The organism is Rania fehmarnensis, assembly GCF_056494185.1.
In genome coordinates this window covers 6,772,156-6,787,366 of record NZ_CM151398.1, presented here as the reverse complement: position 1 = coordinate 6,787,366, position 15,211 = coordinate 6,772,156, and the positions used below count along the sequence as shown (strand labels likewise).

At 55.1% G+C, this 15,211-nt stretch carries 8 protein-coding genes; 4 read left to right on the top strand and 4 right to left on the bottom strand.

The genetic code is table 11. The features are described from left to right. Position 1: 1 nt before the first annotated feature. Complete coding sequence (locus tag SH573x_RS23075; RefSeq protein ID WP_479350198.1) at positions 2 to 2,869, bottom strand: multiheme c-type cytochrome; 2,868 nt, start codon at positions 2,867 to 2,869, stop codon at positions 2 to 4. Between the two features lie 288 nt (positions 2,870 to 3,157). Then, complete coding sequence (locus SH573x_RS23070; RefSeq protein ID WP_479350197.1) at positions 3,158 to 3,562, bottom strand: hypothetical protein; 405 nt, start codon at positions 3,560 to 3,562, stop codon at positions 3,158 to 3,160. A gap of 507 nt (positions 3,563 to 4,069) precedes the next feature. Between SH573x_RS23070 and SH573x_RS23065 the strand changes: the two genes are divergently transcribed. After that, positions 4,070 to 5,200: a transglutaminase-like domain-containing protein gene (locus SH573x_RS23065; RefSeq protein ID WP_479350196.1), complete on the top strand. Its 1,131-nt coding sequence runs from the start codon at positions 4,070 to 4,072 to the stop codon at positions 5,198 to 5,200. A gap of 180 nt (positions 5,201 to 5,380) precedes the next feature. On the opposite strand, the gene SH573x_RS23060 is transcribed toward SH573x_RS23065, so the two are convergent. After that, positions 5,381 to 7,372 carry a hypothetical protein gene (locus tag SH573x_RS23060; RefSeq protein WP_479350195.1) on the bottom strand — a complete coding sequence of 664 codons (1,992 nt, stop codon included), beginning with the start codon at positions 7,370 to 7,372 and terminating at the stop codon, positions 5,381 to 5,383. A 95-nt stretch (positions 7,373 to 7,467) separates the two neighbouring features. Continuing rightward, complete coding sequence (locus SH573x_RS23055; RefSeq protein ID WP_479350193.1) at positions 7,468 to 9,627, bottom strand: hypothetical protein; 2,160 nt, start codon at positions 9,625 to 9,627, stop codon at positions 7,468 to 7,470. Positions 9,628 to 10,009: 382 nt separating this feature from the next. Between SH573x_RS23055 and SH573x_RS23050 the strand changes: the two genes are divergently transcribed. From SH573x_RS23050 to SH573x_RS23040, 3 genes are all read left to right on the top strand, one after another. Then, entirely contained in the window at positions 10,010 to 12,865 is a 2,856-nt protein-coding gene (locus SH573x_RS23050; RefSeq protein ID WP_479350192.1) for an FtsK/SpoIIIE family DNA translocase, read from the top strand. A gap of 170 nt (positions 12,866 to 13,035) precedes the next feature. Next, positions 13,036 to 13,953, top strand: a complete 918-nt coding sequence (locus SH573x_RS23045; RefSeq protein ID WP_479350191.1) for a phosphatidate cytidylyltransferase — start codon at positions 13,036 to 13,038, stop codon at positions 13,951 to 13,953. A gap of 162 nt (positions 13,954 to 14,115) precedes the next feature. Continuing rightward, positions 14,116 to 15,189 (top strand): PhoH family protein, encoded by a 1,074-nt coding sequence (locus SH573x_RS23040; RefSeq protein ID WP_479350190.1) that lies wholly within the window; start codon positions 14,116 to 14,118, stop codon positions 15,187 to 15,189. The last annotated feature ends 22 nt before the right edge of the window (positions 15,190 to 15,211 follow it).

Here is a 15,211-nt window from a genome sequence, read left to right as displayed (position 1 = left end):
ACTACTTGGCCGTAGCCAGGCCGTAGGCTTCGGCTCGATTGAGAGAGTAGATAACCAGTGGTTCAGCAGCATGGTCAGCGGCCGGGTATTTGCGGCGCGCGTTGGGGCGAGCCACATCGCTGGCGTTGTCGTCTGCCTTGTATCGCAGGTGCAGCTCTTCGTGTTTGGCAGCCAGCGCGTCATTACCTTGTCGTTTGTACACTGCGGCCAGACTAGCATGGGCGGTCAAGTTTTCTGAATCATCTGCCAGCGCTCGCTTGAACTCTGTTTCCGCTTGCTGCAGATACTCGCTTGCCAACTCGGCATCCTGACGATTGGCCGCTTGAGCCGCCAGGTCGATCAAGGTCAGTCCAAGCGTATTGTGGATGCGATAGTCGCGACTGAAATCGAACTGACGATCCCGTCGCTCCTGCGTATCGTCATACAGTACGCTACGAAAGTTTTCGGCGGCCGTTTCGAAATTACCTTGCTCGCGATTGATTTCGCCACTCAGCCAGGCGGCCGTCCAAGCCGGTGGCGGTGGATCCATCGTTGCCGCGCGACTCAAGGCCAGCGTGGCTCCATCTAAATCGCCTTCCGCCCATAAAACTCGGGCAAGATTGATTGGCCCATCGTAGCGACCGAGCTTCTCGACTTCGGCAAAGGCCTCAGCCGCTTGCAACAGCTGTGTCCTGCCGGACAGCAACATGCCGATACCATAATCGTTCCAGCGTTCCCAAGTCGGTGGAACTTTGCGGTCCGCGTTGGCTTGGGCCGAGACGGCTACAACTTGTCCATCCATCTTCTTGACGGGCAGCACAAGGCGATCCGAACACATCGTGACGATAGGCAACTTGTTAGGGGCTACGCCGGCTGGGCCTTGTTCTTTAAATTCAATGTCACCAGGACGCCGTATCGAATTCATAAAGTCCACATAGCCCTTATCGAACTTGCGATACTTCAGGGCGACTTCGATTTCGATCGGCGCATCAGCCCACTCGGGGATTGACAATGCATAGTGCACCGTTTGCCCAGCCCCAGGCGGGATTTGATGGTTGTAGAGGGGCACGAAGATATCTTGAGCATTGCGGCGGGCGATGCGATTGCCATTGCGATCCAGCATGAACACGTTGACGAAGTGTGACCAGGGATCGACTTCGCCCTGACCATCCATCCCACCGCTCTTGCCGATCAGTTTATCGCCGCACTTGGCCGTGACTTCGACCCACAGTTCATTTGAATCCACGGTGCCTTGCGTCAAGTGATGACCAAGTTTCAGCGTGCGTATCACCGTTTCAATCAACACGTCTTGGCCGGCAGTAAGCGTAGGCAGATCCTTTTCGAGCGGCGCGCTCAGTTTGCCTTCGATCGTACCCCCTTCACGCACACCGAAGATATCGATCCGCGTGGTGCCCTTCAGCAGGGCTTGGGACCTTTCAATCACCTCGTCATCTCCGCGCCACCAAGGCAGAGCCGTATTGGCACCTGGGAAGAAGTGGTCGTGCACCGCATTCTTGCCCAGCTTGGGATCAAACTTGGAGGCGAAGTCATTGGAGACTTGCCCGGGCATGTGACAACCATTGCAATTGGTTTCGGCAATCTTGGGGTAATAGAAGCTCTGCGCGCCGTGCCCCGATACTCCACTGAGCAAGAAACTGTCGTAGTGATTCTGACCGCGAACGAAGTCCTTGTACTGCGTGACTTCTTTGGGCAAGTGAACCTTGTGGCACGAACTGCAGAACTCTGCGGTCTTGTGGAATGGTTTGAGAAAGGTCTTTTTGTGAAAGCTCGGTTTGGCCTTGATCAGCAGTTCGTTAATCTTCTGTAGGGCAGGTGATTCCGAATAAGTAAACGGATACTGAATCGGTTCTTCGATGACATAGTTGGCATTGCCCACGTAGCGTTTGTCGTGCGGATCGCCACCGACGTTGGTGATGGCGTGACAAGCGGTACATGTAATCCCGGCTTGCGATGTCGGATCCTTGACATCGTCATAGTCGGGTTTATCGAAGGCACCGCTGAAGAACGGCACGGGGTCATGGCAACCTGCGCACCAGCGCGACGCCTGGACGCTACCGTCGCGCTCTTGCACGACTTTGCGAGTCTCACGAATGGATGCCAGGTAAGCTGGATTGTTGAACGAGCTGAAGTGGTGGGCACTGTGAAACCAACTGTTGTAAACATCTTGGTGACACTTCATGCAGTATTCATCGTTTTGAATGGCTTTGGCAGGAATGAAATTGCCTGTCGAAGTGCGGGCGAGCGAAGGCTGGAAGTATTTTTCGCCATCTTTAGGACCAGCCACATTCCAGTCGCGCGGATCTTGCATCTGCACAAAGACCATCAGCCCCACCACCACCGCGGTAGCCAAACCAATGCGCCGCGCGACATACCATTTGATACGCGGTCCGACCAGGCGATGGAGCCAATACAACCAGATGGCCAGCAGTGGACAAGCGATGTGTGCCCAGTAAACCACGTCACGCGCCGTGGCCCGCAGCTCGATGCCAAAGGACCGCATGAGCAATACGCCGCTGACCAGCACAGCAATCGAGATCGCGAACAGTGCGTAACCGATACGCACAGCTCGCTTGTTCCGCCGGTTGCGGGCGTTCAGCAAGTGAATGATGCCGAAGATGATCACAGGGGCGACAATGATTATGCCCAGGACCAAGTGCACGCCAAACATGATCTGGTAGAAGAAGTCTTCATAGACTTGACCAGTAAAATGTTGCAGCCACGTAATGGCAAACAGATAAATTCCGTTTGCACCTAGCAGCGAAAATAGGGCTAGGACGACCACCAGCAAGATGCGCAAACGCGGTCCAATAACACGCTTGGGCTTGGGCATCGGCTTGGGAGAAGTGGCTGGTACTTCCGCACTACTCATCGTTGGCTCCAAAAACATGCTCTAGTGGCAGAGGCTTGAATGGCTGTGGGACGCTGGCGCGTAACCCGTCGGGCTGGCGAGGGATTAACTCGGCCATCGCGACTTGATCGACGCCTGATGTAAACCCATCGAGAAGCACCGAGGGCACTCTGCGTCTAAAACTTGGGTTACGACTGGGTGTAGCAGCAAAATACTGCGGCTACAAATAAATCAATTTGCATTCATCAAGAGACATGTGCACGTGGCCTCCCCAAGGCTTTGTCTTGGGGAGGAGACAGTGCACCCGCGTTACGCAAATTGTGGTGGTCGCAGCAGACCATCCAGAGTTGGTGAGCCAGGCAAAAATCTAATGCCAACTGTCACATCTTCGGACTGCGGTCGGTCCGTCGTGAGAGAGAATTCACCCTGGGCAAACGGAACCAACTTCGGGGCATTGGTCGGCACAGTCGACATTTGATTGGCCGGCTGCGGAGCGGATTTGCACTGGGGACCATCGCACTCCACGGGCAGCGGATGGAACAAGAAATAGCTCTGGCCAGCCACGTATTGCCATTTGCCCAGCAGCGATGGTTCGAGGCCGTCGACGACCTGAACCTCGTTAGCTCGCACTCCATGTTCGCAACCGGCAAAGGCCGACGGAGCGGTCACCGTACCGAGGACCAGTATCAGCAGGCAGCCAACCAATGGGCGCACGGCTGCCCAATTTGAGCAGATAGATCGTCGCCTTGGCCACAAAAACGAGTTCACGGCAGGAACCTGCAGGATAAGTAGAACGGCAAGTAATCTATAGTATCGCCCTGATTCAGGAATGTCCACCACTTAGATTTGCCGCGGGGGTAGCCGATCTCGCCAGAGATTGGAAATCGATGGGTGACGCATCCAAAGTCTGGCGACGTCGGCTACAGGTCATCCTTGCACCTGGGAAGACATGGAAACGCAGAGTCCGCAGAGGATCGCAGAGAAAACACTGAAGATGAGTCGACCCGGCCCTTGGTCTTCTCTGCGATTCTCGGCGTCTCTGCGTTTTTAAAAAAATGTCTGGCGCCTTCGGCTACAGGGAGCGGCATGTTCGGTTTGGCAGGGCACTGCCCCTCCAAATGTCAAATTTAGGGCGGGTTTCTTTTGCAATCCATTGCCAAATGAAACAAACTGAAAGGGATAGGCCCGGTGTGTCCGTTTCTGGTTTGGAGTGCCCTAAGCGTGATTGCTGTATCGATTCGTGGCTTACCAACGTTTGCCTATGTGGCGGCACTAGCTCTGGTGTGCTTGCCAAACCCCGCGTGGGCTCAGCGCAAAAAGACTGAGAAGGCTAAAGACGAAACGCCGCCAGCGGTGGAGATGGTCACCTACGCCAACCCCCGCGTGATCGAAGCCAATATCGGATTGAAGATTACGACCCGCAGCGGTCAGTTGGGCGAAACGGTGGGCACGACCGCCTTTCCGGCTGAATGGCCCGAGCAGAAGGTTGAGATCCTGCAAGCCAGCGTACCGCCCGGCATTCGCCAGACCTTGCGCGATCTGCCCGGTGGCAGCCGGCAACTGGTCATGATGGCACCGCAGATTCCGGCTCAACAGACGCTCGAAGTTATCGTCAAGGTGCGCATCACCAAAAGCCACGTCGTAGGACCAACCGATCCCAGTTCATTGGTGATTCCCAAGCCCAATAAATTGCCGCGCGAAATCAAGCTGTTCATGGGCAACAGTCCGAACATCGATGCAACCAGTGGCCAGATCAAACGCATCGCACGCGACCTGGCAGATAAAAAACCCGAGGACGCGTGGCAACATGTGCGGCTGATCTACGATTGGACGCGCGAGAACATCAAGTACACACGTGGCGATATCAAGGAGACTTTGAAGACCCTCAAAGAGAAAGAGGGTGACTGCGAAGATATGTCGGGCGTATTTATTGCGATTTGCCGCGCCAGTGGTATTCCGGCTCGCGTCGTCTGGATCCCAGGTCATTCGTATCCAGAGTTTTATCTGGAAGATGCCGATGGTCATGGTTTCTGGTTTCCCTGCCAGGTGGCCGGCAGCGAGAGCTTTGGTTCCATGGCCGATCACATGCCGATCTTGCAGAAAGGCGATCGTTTCAAGTTGCCTGAGAAACCCGAATCGCAACGTTACCTGGTCGACTTCTTCACCAGCAAGAAGATAGTCGGTGATCAGAAACCTCGCATTGAGTTCGTACGACAATTGCTCGGTGATGCCGCCAACTTGAAAGTTGCCGATGAGCTAGTGGTCTCCAAAGAACTGGCCAGCGATGCGAAACCAACCGAAGCGGCCGAGGCTGAGGAAGCTGACAAGCCTGAGGAACCTGAAGCGGAGTGAGGTCACTCGTAGAGCAGCTGTCCTCAGCTGCTCAGCACCCACTAACCCAACCATCTACCGACCGAGTGACTAGCACATGGTAGAGCGGCCCTGGAGAGCCGATCTACGTGAGACTAATATTACAGGCAAACGACTTGCCGGGTGCGGAGCGGCTGGGGACAGCCGCTCTACAGGTTCGCTCTAGCGACCGAATCGATAGCCGCGGAGGCGAAAGGGTTGGCAGGCAATCCAAACAGCTACGCCCGCCGAGAGAATGCTGCGCGCCTGCACGGTTTCGCTCCAGAGGTAATGTAATGGTATGTCGGAGGCAAAACTGTAAACGGCTTCGACAACCAGGACCACACCACACAATATCTGCAACACACTGATCACGACAAACCACGTTGATCGCCGCGCAAAACAACCGGCGGCGATCAGCGTTACCCAGGCTACGCCGCCGGTAAAGATCAAGATGTCCTTCGTGCTCAGATAGATTGGCAGCTTGATCAACCCACTGAGCGTGGAACCTGCGGCGGCCATCACCAGCGCAACGGCAATCGTCAACAAAAACAGATCGCTCAAGCGCATTCGCCCCCGCAGGCCGAGTGATTCGTCGCTTGTGTTTTCTCGTCGCCAGCGGACGCCGATGACGGCCAGCGCGATCAAGGGTATCAACAGCATCACTGCAGGGATATTGACGTTCAACATGCCGACTTCGATCAGTAGATGTATCGAGCCGAAGATCAAGCGGAAATCGACTAGCAGCGCAGCCTCCAAAAACAGCAGCGGTAACACGCGAATCGGCCAGCGATACTTGCTCAGGATCAACCACAAGCAACACGGCAGCGTCATTCCCAAGGCCAGGCCTAAAGCGTAACTGAACGTGGGACGGGCCAAGTCCCAAACTGGTCCCATCGCAGCTCGCCACGACAACATGGCCAGCGGCACACCGACGATCAACATCACATCCAGCCATACCCAAGTGTCCGACACGACCGAGGCTCGCAGCCAGAGCACACACCAGACCACAAATATCGCCAGCAGTATCACAGTCGAATACGGAGCGTGAACAAACGGGGCGTAGGTCCGTATCCAACGACCGGTTGCATTGTCGTAGAAATGAAAGCTCGCTCCGTAACGGGTATCTAAGACTACAGTCCTATCGCGATCAAGAACCTCAACGGCGTTGGCCACGCTGTCGGGTAACGTAAAGAGAACTCGGTTTTGTTCTTCGTCGAAGACGATTTTGTCGCGGTTGCCGACCAGGAACACGGCCAGATTTGTTTTAAGAGAGCGCGAGAGCATTTCGCTGCGGCTGTCGGGCGAATGCAACCAACGCCCCACGCGCATATCGTAGTAGCTCCACGCGTTCTTCTTTTCAATAGCCAACAATTCACCGCGAAGTTGCCACTGGTTTTCAATGACCAAGGCAGACCAGTTCGGTTTGGGATACAGATCGAGTGGAAAATTGATAACTCGCACAATACTGCCGTCACGTTTATCGCGAATCTCGATGTCGCCCAGTTTAGGATTGACAGTGGCCACATACTGATCAAAACCGGACGCTTCACCTTGCAACGTCTGCCACTGTGCAACCTCTTGTGGGACTCCTTGATCGTTGAATCGAAAGAGGGCGACGTCGCTGGCAGCAGGCAAACTTCGAATGGCCAGAAACGAGCCATCATTCAAATCGACCACCCGGTTAAAGGGCTTGGCCTTGACCGGCGCGCGATACTCAGAACTCGATGGTTGTATCGAGCCCAGACCCGGCGTGCCTGCCGGTTGCAGCACCGGCAGGATCGAGTCTGCGAGCGGTTGCAATTCAGAATCAGGGCGATCGAGGTCCAGCCACTGAATGCCATCTTTTATGATCAGTAGATAACGGCCATTTAGGAAGCCCGCGAATTCTCCTTCGATGTTCAGCTCGCGCTTAGCCAGGAGTTGATTCGAGGTGGAATCGCGTTGCTCGAAAGTGTGTGGATTAATACAGGTGATCGACCAGTAGCTGGGTGGCTGCACTGCGCCAGCCTGGAACAGGCTACGATCGATTGCATCACTTATCGACCAACGATTCTGGTCGAGGTCAAAGGCCAGCCAGTATCCCCAATACTCTTGGTTACCGAATATGCTCGTTGAGGCACAATAGCAAATGCTTCGATCTTGATTCCATTCAATCGCAGATCGATACCCCATCACTGGAAGCGCCCGCGACGCTACGATCCATATCGCCACTTGTATGGCGAGTGCGATGAGAAGGACCAATCGGTTTGTATAATACGGACGCATAGTCAGGAGTGCCCTACTGCCGAATCCGACGTATCGACTTGCTTAGGTTCCAGTGAGGTGTTTCTGCACCAACGATAGCCGCGCATGCGATGCGGTAAGAACGCAGCCACACTGGATGCAGTAATCGCTAACAATAGCATTCCGATGCGGTCATAGGAACTGAAGTCTGGCAGCCACAGACCGACGAACATCTGTAAGGCTAGAACTGCAGACAACATCCCTAAGCAGGTCCACGCAACAGTGGCTGCCAGGGCAAACCAGGTTGGTCGCCTGGCCAAAGCCATGTGCATCATCAACACCTGACTGACCAAGATGATCAGCACGGCTAGTTCTATGGGCCGCATACTACGCCCTACATTCTCCCGCGGCGAGAGTGGCGCGCTCAGCAGGCCCAAGAGTAACGCTACCAGCATGGTGATTACAAAGTAATCCATTAAGGTAACTCGCGCTCGTTCATCTATCTGGTTTGCGGGCTTCACACTCGAGTGGACCAATCGAAAACCCAGCATGCGCAGGATCTGCAGATAGTTCAAAGTAAGGAGCATGGCCAGAGCCAGCACTTGCATCAACCGGCTGGCGATGGAATGTTCACTCAGCATGACTGCCATGGCTGCCAAGACGGTTAAGCCTAGTGGAAACGCCGAGCGGAGTCTGACACTTAGCGGTGTGTCGCCAAGAACCAACCATGCGCTCAGCAGCAATACCAAACTGTAACACAGCGCCAAAGCGATTTGAAAGGCTGGCCGATCGGAATCTATCGAACCGCGCGTAGCCAGCCTGTAACTGCATAACAACAGTGGCACCGCAATAATTAGCATGACATCGAGCCACACATTATTCCGCAGGCTCGTACCTTGAGCAATCGCGCTGCCAGGCATGGTCGTCGAGACCGAGCTTCGCAAGATCCCAACCGGTAATGCTCCGATCCAGGCCAGGCTCCACAGCACATACAACGCGCTCAGCCCCCAACAGCCCCAAGTGGCCCATAGAAACGGCCGATAGGTCTCGACGACGCGCTGACTTGCATGATCGAGTTTAAAAAAACTCAATCCGTACATGCGATCAACAAGCGTGGTCGATTGCTGGTCACGCAAATAAACACGGCTGTGGCTGTGTGCTGGCGCTGTCCAAACCGTTCGATCGCGCGCGGGATCGAAGATGGCATACTGCCCACTTAGCAACTGAAACAGCAGCAGCTTGTGCCCAGGCAGACTGTCAATCAAATCTATGGCACGGGCTGGCTGCGCCAAATACGCGCCTGCCTCAATATCGTAAAACGCCGACGAATGGCCCCAAACGCGAAACACAGGTGTAGAAGCGGTGTCGTTGCGCAACACCCAGTCTACGGCGCTGAACCCCACGGGTAATTCTGTCCGCCAGAGTATTTGGCCATCAACTTGCGAACGGACTTCGATTTGGTTTCGTCCAGGTTCAATACTGGCAACTTTATCCTGCCAGGTGACCACCGACTGCGTCATTTCCGCGATGTTCCACTGACTGACCAAACGCAGTTGGCCAGTGGCGTCGATGCGATAGAGTTCGACGCCAGTCGGCGCTGTGAGATGCGGCGCTGAACGCACCGAATTCGCAATCCATAGCGAGGGGCGTGCCACTCCGTCAACGCTTATGATGATATGTGAAAAATGTTTGGATGCGATGCGGGGAAGAGTACTGACCGTTAGTAGTGGCTCCGTCTCCAGGTCCACGTAGTCGATCGCCGTCTCAGTTACTTGAATGACCCAGCGATTGCCCACGATGCGCGGTGAGTCGACTGCATTCACTTGAAAATCGGTAAACGGCAACTGGCGACGTTTGAGTACCGCGAGTGTATGCCGATCGAACTGCTCGGCACCGTAATTTTGCTGACCCCCGCGTGGACTGGTCAGTTGCCAGAAAGCTGGCACATGCCGAAGTTCAGCATCTTCTGCGAACATCTGGCGGCGATTTAGGGATTGCCAGGCACGATTGACGAGATCGAATCGCAGATACTCTTCTTTGTAAATAGGTGTGCCATCCAATGATTTAAACAAAGTTGTCCGTTCCGCACCGGGCCACACGCTTGTATGATTGCCGGTACCCAAGTACGGCAACTGCGCATGCAACCACCACCAGCCCGCTAGCTGCAGCAACAGCATCAGAATCAGCAGGTGACGACCGGGCATTCTCAAGGCATCATTTGGTGGCTAGTTGTCTAAATGAAGAGCATGAACCCCACATGGTTTTTCTCTGCGTTCTTCGCGTACTCTGCGTTTTATAAGCGAATTACGCGAGCAGTGGGTGTAACACGTGTGACGATAAATATAGCTAGCGACCTTATGCCTGGCTAAGACTTTTTTTTGATGCAATCTGTCCATGTCGGTCGAAAGTCCACCGATGAGGCTGTGGACTGTGAGATTGCGGAGCCAGGTTTGCCACCGACTGGCAGTAAGCAATCTGAACAAAAGTACACAGAGCTGGTTGGTGCGGGTCATGGATGATCCTGCAGAGCATAACGCGGCGTTATGGCTTTGCGCTAGGAGTCGCGGTGGACATGACCATACGTTGATGAGCGAACCCAGACAAGTCAAATTTGACGTTGAAGCCACAGTACTGGCAGCCATCTGCTTGTTTCTGTGGGTGAGTCTGCTCAGCTATGATCCGGCTGATCCGGTCGGCCCGCTGGTGGCCCCGCTGAATCAATTCTATCAGCCCAGCGAAAGCGTTTATCCTCCGAACGCCACCTGTACCAATTGGTGCGGTTGGGCTGGCGCGCTAGCCGCACAAATGCTGGTCGAGGGTCTCGGTATCGGCGCCATACCGCTAGTCGCGGCGATGACGGCGCTGACCTGCTGGATGTTCCGCGTGCAGAGCAACTTTGTGGCTCCTTCGCGTCAATTCGGTTGGTTGTTAGTTGTGCTGGCGTTCACTACCTTTGCCACACTTCTAAAAATTGAAACGCGTAACTCGCCAGCCATTGGAGCCGGTGGATATCTGGGTGCGCTCACGACCACGTGGCTCAATCATCATTTTGCGACCATCGGCGGATTCATTTTGACCACCGCGGTGATGGTGGCAGGTTTGTTGTTGAGTACCGACTATGTGGTACTGCGCTGGTTGGGATGGTTTGTCGCTGGTGGAGCCACGGTCGCGACCAGCACGGCACTAGCTAGTCGTCGCGGGCTGCGCAGCCTCAACCCCTTTGCGCCACTGGGGCCATACCTGCGTGGCCGGCAAATCGATGTGGAGAAAGTTGTGCTGCCCGGTGAGGGCGTGGATAACGTATCGATCCGCATTCGCGGTCAGACCATCGATGGTAAATCGCTGCCACCGGACCCCGCACCCACAGCCGCTGTCGCCGCGACGGCGGCCGCTACCAAAGCCAGTAGTGGCAAAGCAGCTGAGTCGATCATTGCCGGCGTAGCTGCCGCCGCCACCAATTTGCTATCCAGCAAGTTAAAGACGGAAGCGCCTGCAGATGTCGATGCCGAAGCGAATGAACTAGTCGAAGAGGAAGACGACGTAGGCGAAGAAGCCGGTGCCGACGAAGAAGGTGCCGAATCTACCACCGATGAAGTCATTGCCGAAGACGAAGGTCCGCGCGTCCGTCGCAAGAAGAAAGGCGCAGCCGCCGCCGCTAAGCAAACCGATAACTCGCTCGAGCATCTCGACGATACCAGTTTGCCCGAAGGCACCGAAGAGTATGTGCTGCCCGGTACCGACCTGCTGACCGAGAGCGATGACATCAACTTCGAAGACCAGGCAATCGAAGTTCGGCGCAAAGCCAAGATCCTGGAAAAGACGTTTGGTGACTTTGGTTTCAATGTGCGCGTGGTGGAAATTGAAACCGGCCCGGTGATCGCGCAGTACGAAGTTGAACTCGAAGCCGGTTTACGCCTGTCGAAGATCACCAGCCTGGCGGACGATTTGGCCATTGCCCTGCGCGTGCCCAGTGTGCGCATCGTGGCCCCTATACCCGGCAAGAACACGGTTGGTATCGAAGTACCCAATGAGACGCGACAAGTGGTGCGTTTGCGTGAAGTGATCGAAGAAGGCACCGCGGCTAGCAAGAAAGCCAAGATCCCGTTGTTCCTGGGCAAAGATGTTTCCGGAAATGCGCTGACCGTCGACCTGGCTTCGCTGCCTCACTTGTTGATCGCTGGTCGAACCGGTACGGGTAAGTCGGTGTGTTTGAATGCAATCATCGCTTCGATCCTGATGACCAAACGACCCGATGAAGTGCGCATGCTGATGATCGACCCCAAGATGGTGGAACTGAGTGGATATGCGCGATTGCCGCACCTCATGCACCCGGTGGTCACCGACATGAAGAAAGCCGAAGCCATTTTGGCCTGGGCCGTCGACAAGATGGAAGAACGTTATTCGCTGCTCGCCCGCGCCGGTGTGCGTCACTTGGTCAACTACAACCAGTTGGGGCGCGAAGAGTTGGTCGAAAGGTTGAAACCTGAATCGGCTGAAGAAGAAGATGCGATTCCCGATCACTTGCCGTTTATCGTAATCGTGGCTGACGAAATGGCTGACTTGATGATGACTGCCGGTAAAGAAGTTGAGCAGCACATCATTCGCCTGGCTCAAAAGAGTCGTGCGGTCGGCATTCACTTGATACTCGCTACGCAGAAACCCACGGTCGATGTTATCACCGGTCTAATCAAGAGCAACTTGCCCGCACGTATCTCGTTCCAAGTGGCCAGCCGTACGGACAGCCGCGTTGTGTTGGATGAAATGGGTGCTGATAAACTGCTCGGCAACGGTGACATGCTGTTCCTGTGGCCCGGTACCAGTACGCTGCTGCGCGGTCAAGGCACATACCTGAGTGATGAAGAGATCAACCGAGTGGTCGATCACTGCAGCACGGGTGAGCAGAACTTTGTGCATGAGTTGGTCAATCTGCAGGTTAAGGCGGAAGAAGGCGAAGAGGGCGACGGCAAGACACCGGGCTTCCGGAAACGCGATGATTTATATGAAGCCGCAGTCGAAGTGGTGGTGCGCGAAGGTCGAGGCAGTGTGTCGCTGTTGCAACGTGCGCTGGGCATTGGATATGGCCGCGGTGCCCGCTTGATCGACTTCATGGCCGAAGATGGCATCGTCGGTCAATATAACGGTTCGCAGGCGCGGGAAGTAATCATCTCGATGGCGCAGTGGGAAGCGATGAAGAGCGGTGGTGGAGCCGAAGCAGCGGAACCCAAGCCCAAGGAGACCCGCCGCAATCGTATTCGCCGTGACGAAGGCTGGGATAACGATGAAGAAACTCCGCGTTCGCACGCGCCTGGAATTGCCACAGCCACCCAGCTCAAGAAGGTAGAAGTGCCGCTGGACGAGGAAGATGTCGACTGGGATGAAGACGAAGAGTCGGACGAGTTGGAATCGCTGGATCACTTGGACGACGACGATTTGGAATCGTAAGCCCGAAAATCGCGAACTAGACCCTCGCAACTGCCAACTTCGACTACCATATTCTCCACTGGACCTAAACCCAAAGCATCCAGCGGATGTGTTTCCGCGATTCGATGCGAGACATATGGTAGAAATGCCTTTCGCGGAGCGAAAGGAGACATTGGCATAGGGAGAGATGATTGCTCCGACAGCGACTACTTTCGGCCTTCATTATTATTTCGTGCTCGCTCGGCTTTGTGACGCTTGATTCACGTCTGCCTGTGGGTAATAGCCACGGGTTTTGGATGTCCGTGCTGGCCGTGATTCTCTATGGCGGAAGTGCGTTGGAGTGCGCGCGGATGCTGAAAGCCCGCCGAGCTGGATTTGCGATAGCTCCGTGCATTATTGGCTGCAGCGGCATTATGCTGGCCACGCTGATTCCCCTTCTATATGGCGTGGTCGGTTGGACGTACCCGGCCAACTGTCCACTTGGTCCGCTCGGATTACCTCTGGCCGCGGCGCTGATCGCTTTGGTTGCCTGTTTTGTGTGGATCATGCCCAACTATGTACCCGGAACCCAAGCCCTGGAGCGCGCGGTTATCAGCGGTTGGGTAGCGGTCTACTTCGGTATCGGCTTTGCATTCTGGGTGGCCTTGCGTCAGAACGGCAGTGATGGTTGGGGCCTGGCCTCCGTGGTGGGCATGATTGTAGTAACCAAGTTCACCGATGCCGGCGCTTATTTTACTGGACGCGCGTTTGGCCGAACAAAACTCTGTCCCGCAGTCAGTCCAGGCAAGACGATCGAAGGTTTGTTAGGCGGTATGCTGGTAGGCACGCTTGTCAGTTGGATTTACTTTGTGCCGTTTGTCAGTTGGTTATTTGGTGCCCGTGTGAACCCAAATTGGTTGGGACCTATCCTGGCTGGTATTGTCTTGACCTTGGCCGGAGTAGCGGGTGACTTGTTGGAATCGTTGGTCAAACGCGAAACCGAGTTCAAGGACAGCTCCCAAGTCTTGCCGGGCTTGGGTGGATTGTGGGATGTGACCGATTCGTTGTTGCCTGCCGGACTGTTCGGGTATTTACTTGTAGCGGCCGACTTTATTCGACCGCCAGCATAGAGGACTCCCTATAGCGGAAGCCGTCAAGGCTTTTGAAAGTGAATTGTGCTAAAGTCAAAGTGAGTTACGAAATGCTTGACGCATTCCGCTACGAGTGATGAGTTACGAAGTGCTTGACGCATTCCGCTACGAGTGATCAAGGGTGACTAAAAGGAAGTGCAGATGTCTGAAGCCAATCTGACTGTGGCCGATCCGGCGATTGTGCTGTGTTTGTTTGGTCCTCAAGATCAATACCTGCGGATGGTCCGCAATCACTATGGTGTGGCTATTACGCATCGCGATGGCAAAGTGCGCATTGTGGGGGACGAAGAGGCGGTCCGCTTGGCGACTTCGGCGATGGAATCGCTGCGGGAGCGAGCAGCCAAGCGCGGCCAATTGACGTTAACGGAAGTTCAAGCCGTGCTGGGAGTGGCTGCGGGTGAGGGGATCGAATCTTCCGTGGCCGCCGCCGAACCTGCCCGAGCTTCGAGCAATTATTCTGTAACCTCTTCCACGCGGCTGCAGGGCCCCAAGCTAGACTTGACTGAGTCCAATGTCGAAGTGGATCTCTCGCACCAGCATCGGAAAATTAAGCCGCGAACCGCTGGTCAGGCGAGCTACGTTTCGGCGATTCGGGCTCATGACCTGACATTTTGTCGTGGTCCGGCTGGCTGCGGTAAGACGTACCTGGCGGTAGCCTTGGCCGTTGAAGCCCTAAAATCCCGCGGGGCTCGGAAAATAGTTTTGGTGCGGCCGGCGGTTGAAGCAGGCGAAAGTTTGGGGTTTTTGCCAGGGGATTTGCAAGCAAAACTGAATCCCTACCTTCGTCCGCTGCTGGACGCATTAAACGAAATGCTGGATTATGATCAGGTAAAATACTTGATGGAGCATGACGTAATCGAAGTGATACCCCTCGCCTATATGCGTGGGCGCACCCTCAATGATGCGTTTATAATCCTGGACGAAGCCCAAAATACGACCATGGCGCAGATGAAGATGTTTTTGACGCGCATGGGCGAAGGCTCTAAGATCGTGGTCTCGGGCGATATGACGCAAGTCGATTTGCCCGGCGGAGTCCTCAGCGGCATGCGTGACGCCTGGCGCCGACTGCAAGGTTTGGAAAATGTGGCGTTTGTAACTTTGGCTCAACAAGATATCGTAAGGCATCGACTGGTACAGTTGATTGTTGGACGGTACGAGCAGCAAGCCGGCGGACAAGCTTCCGGCGATGCGGCTGAGCCCGGGTTCGGGCACTGAAATAGGAGACTAGCGAGCTCAA

Excerpts from the sequence above, each read along its gene's own strand:
- SH573x_RS23075 (WP_479350198.1), bottom strand. The coding sequence starts at position 2,869 with ATGAGTAGTGCGGAAGTACCAGCCACTTCTCCCAAGCCGATGCCCAAG.
- SH573x_RS23060 (WP_479350195.1), bottom strand. The coding sequence starts at position 7,372 with ATGGGGTATCGATCTGCGATTGAATGGAATCAAGATCGAAGCATTTGC.
- SH573x_RS23055 (WP_479350193.1), bottom strand. The coding sequence starts at position 9,627 with ATGCCCGGTCGTCACCTGCTGATTCTGATGCTGTTGCTGCAGCTAGCG.
- SH573x_RS23050 (WP_479350192.1), top strand. The coding sequence starts at position 10,010 with ATGAGCGAACCCAGACAAGTCAAATTTGACGTTGAAGCCACAGTACTG.
- SH573x_RS23040 (WP_479350190.1), top strand. The coding sequence starts at position 14,116 with ATGTCTGAAGCCAATCTGACTGTGGCCGATCCGGCGATTGTGCTGTGT.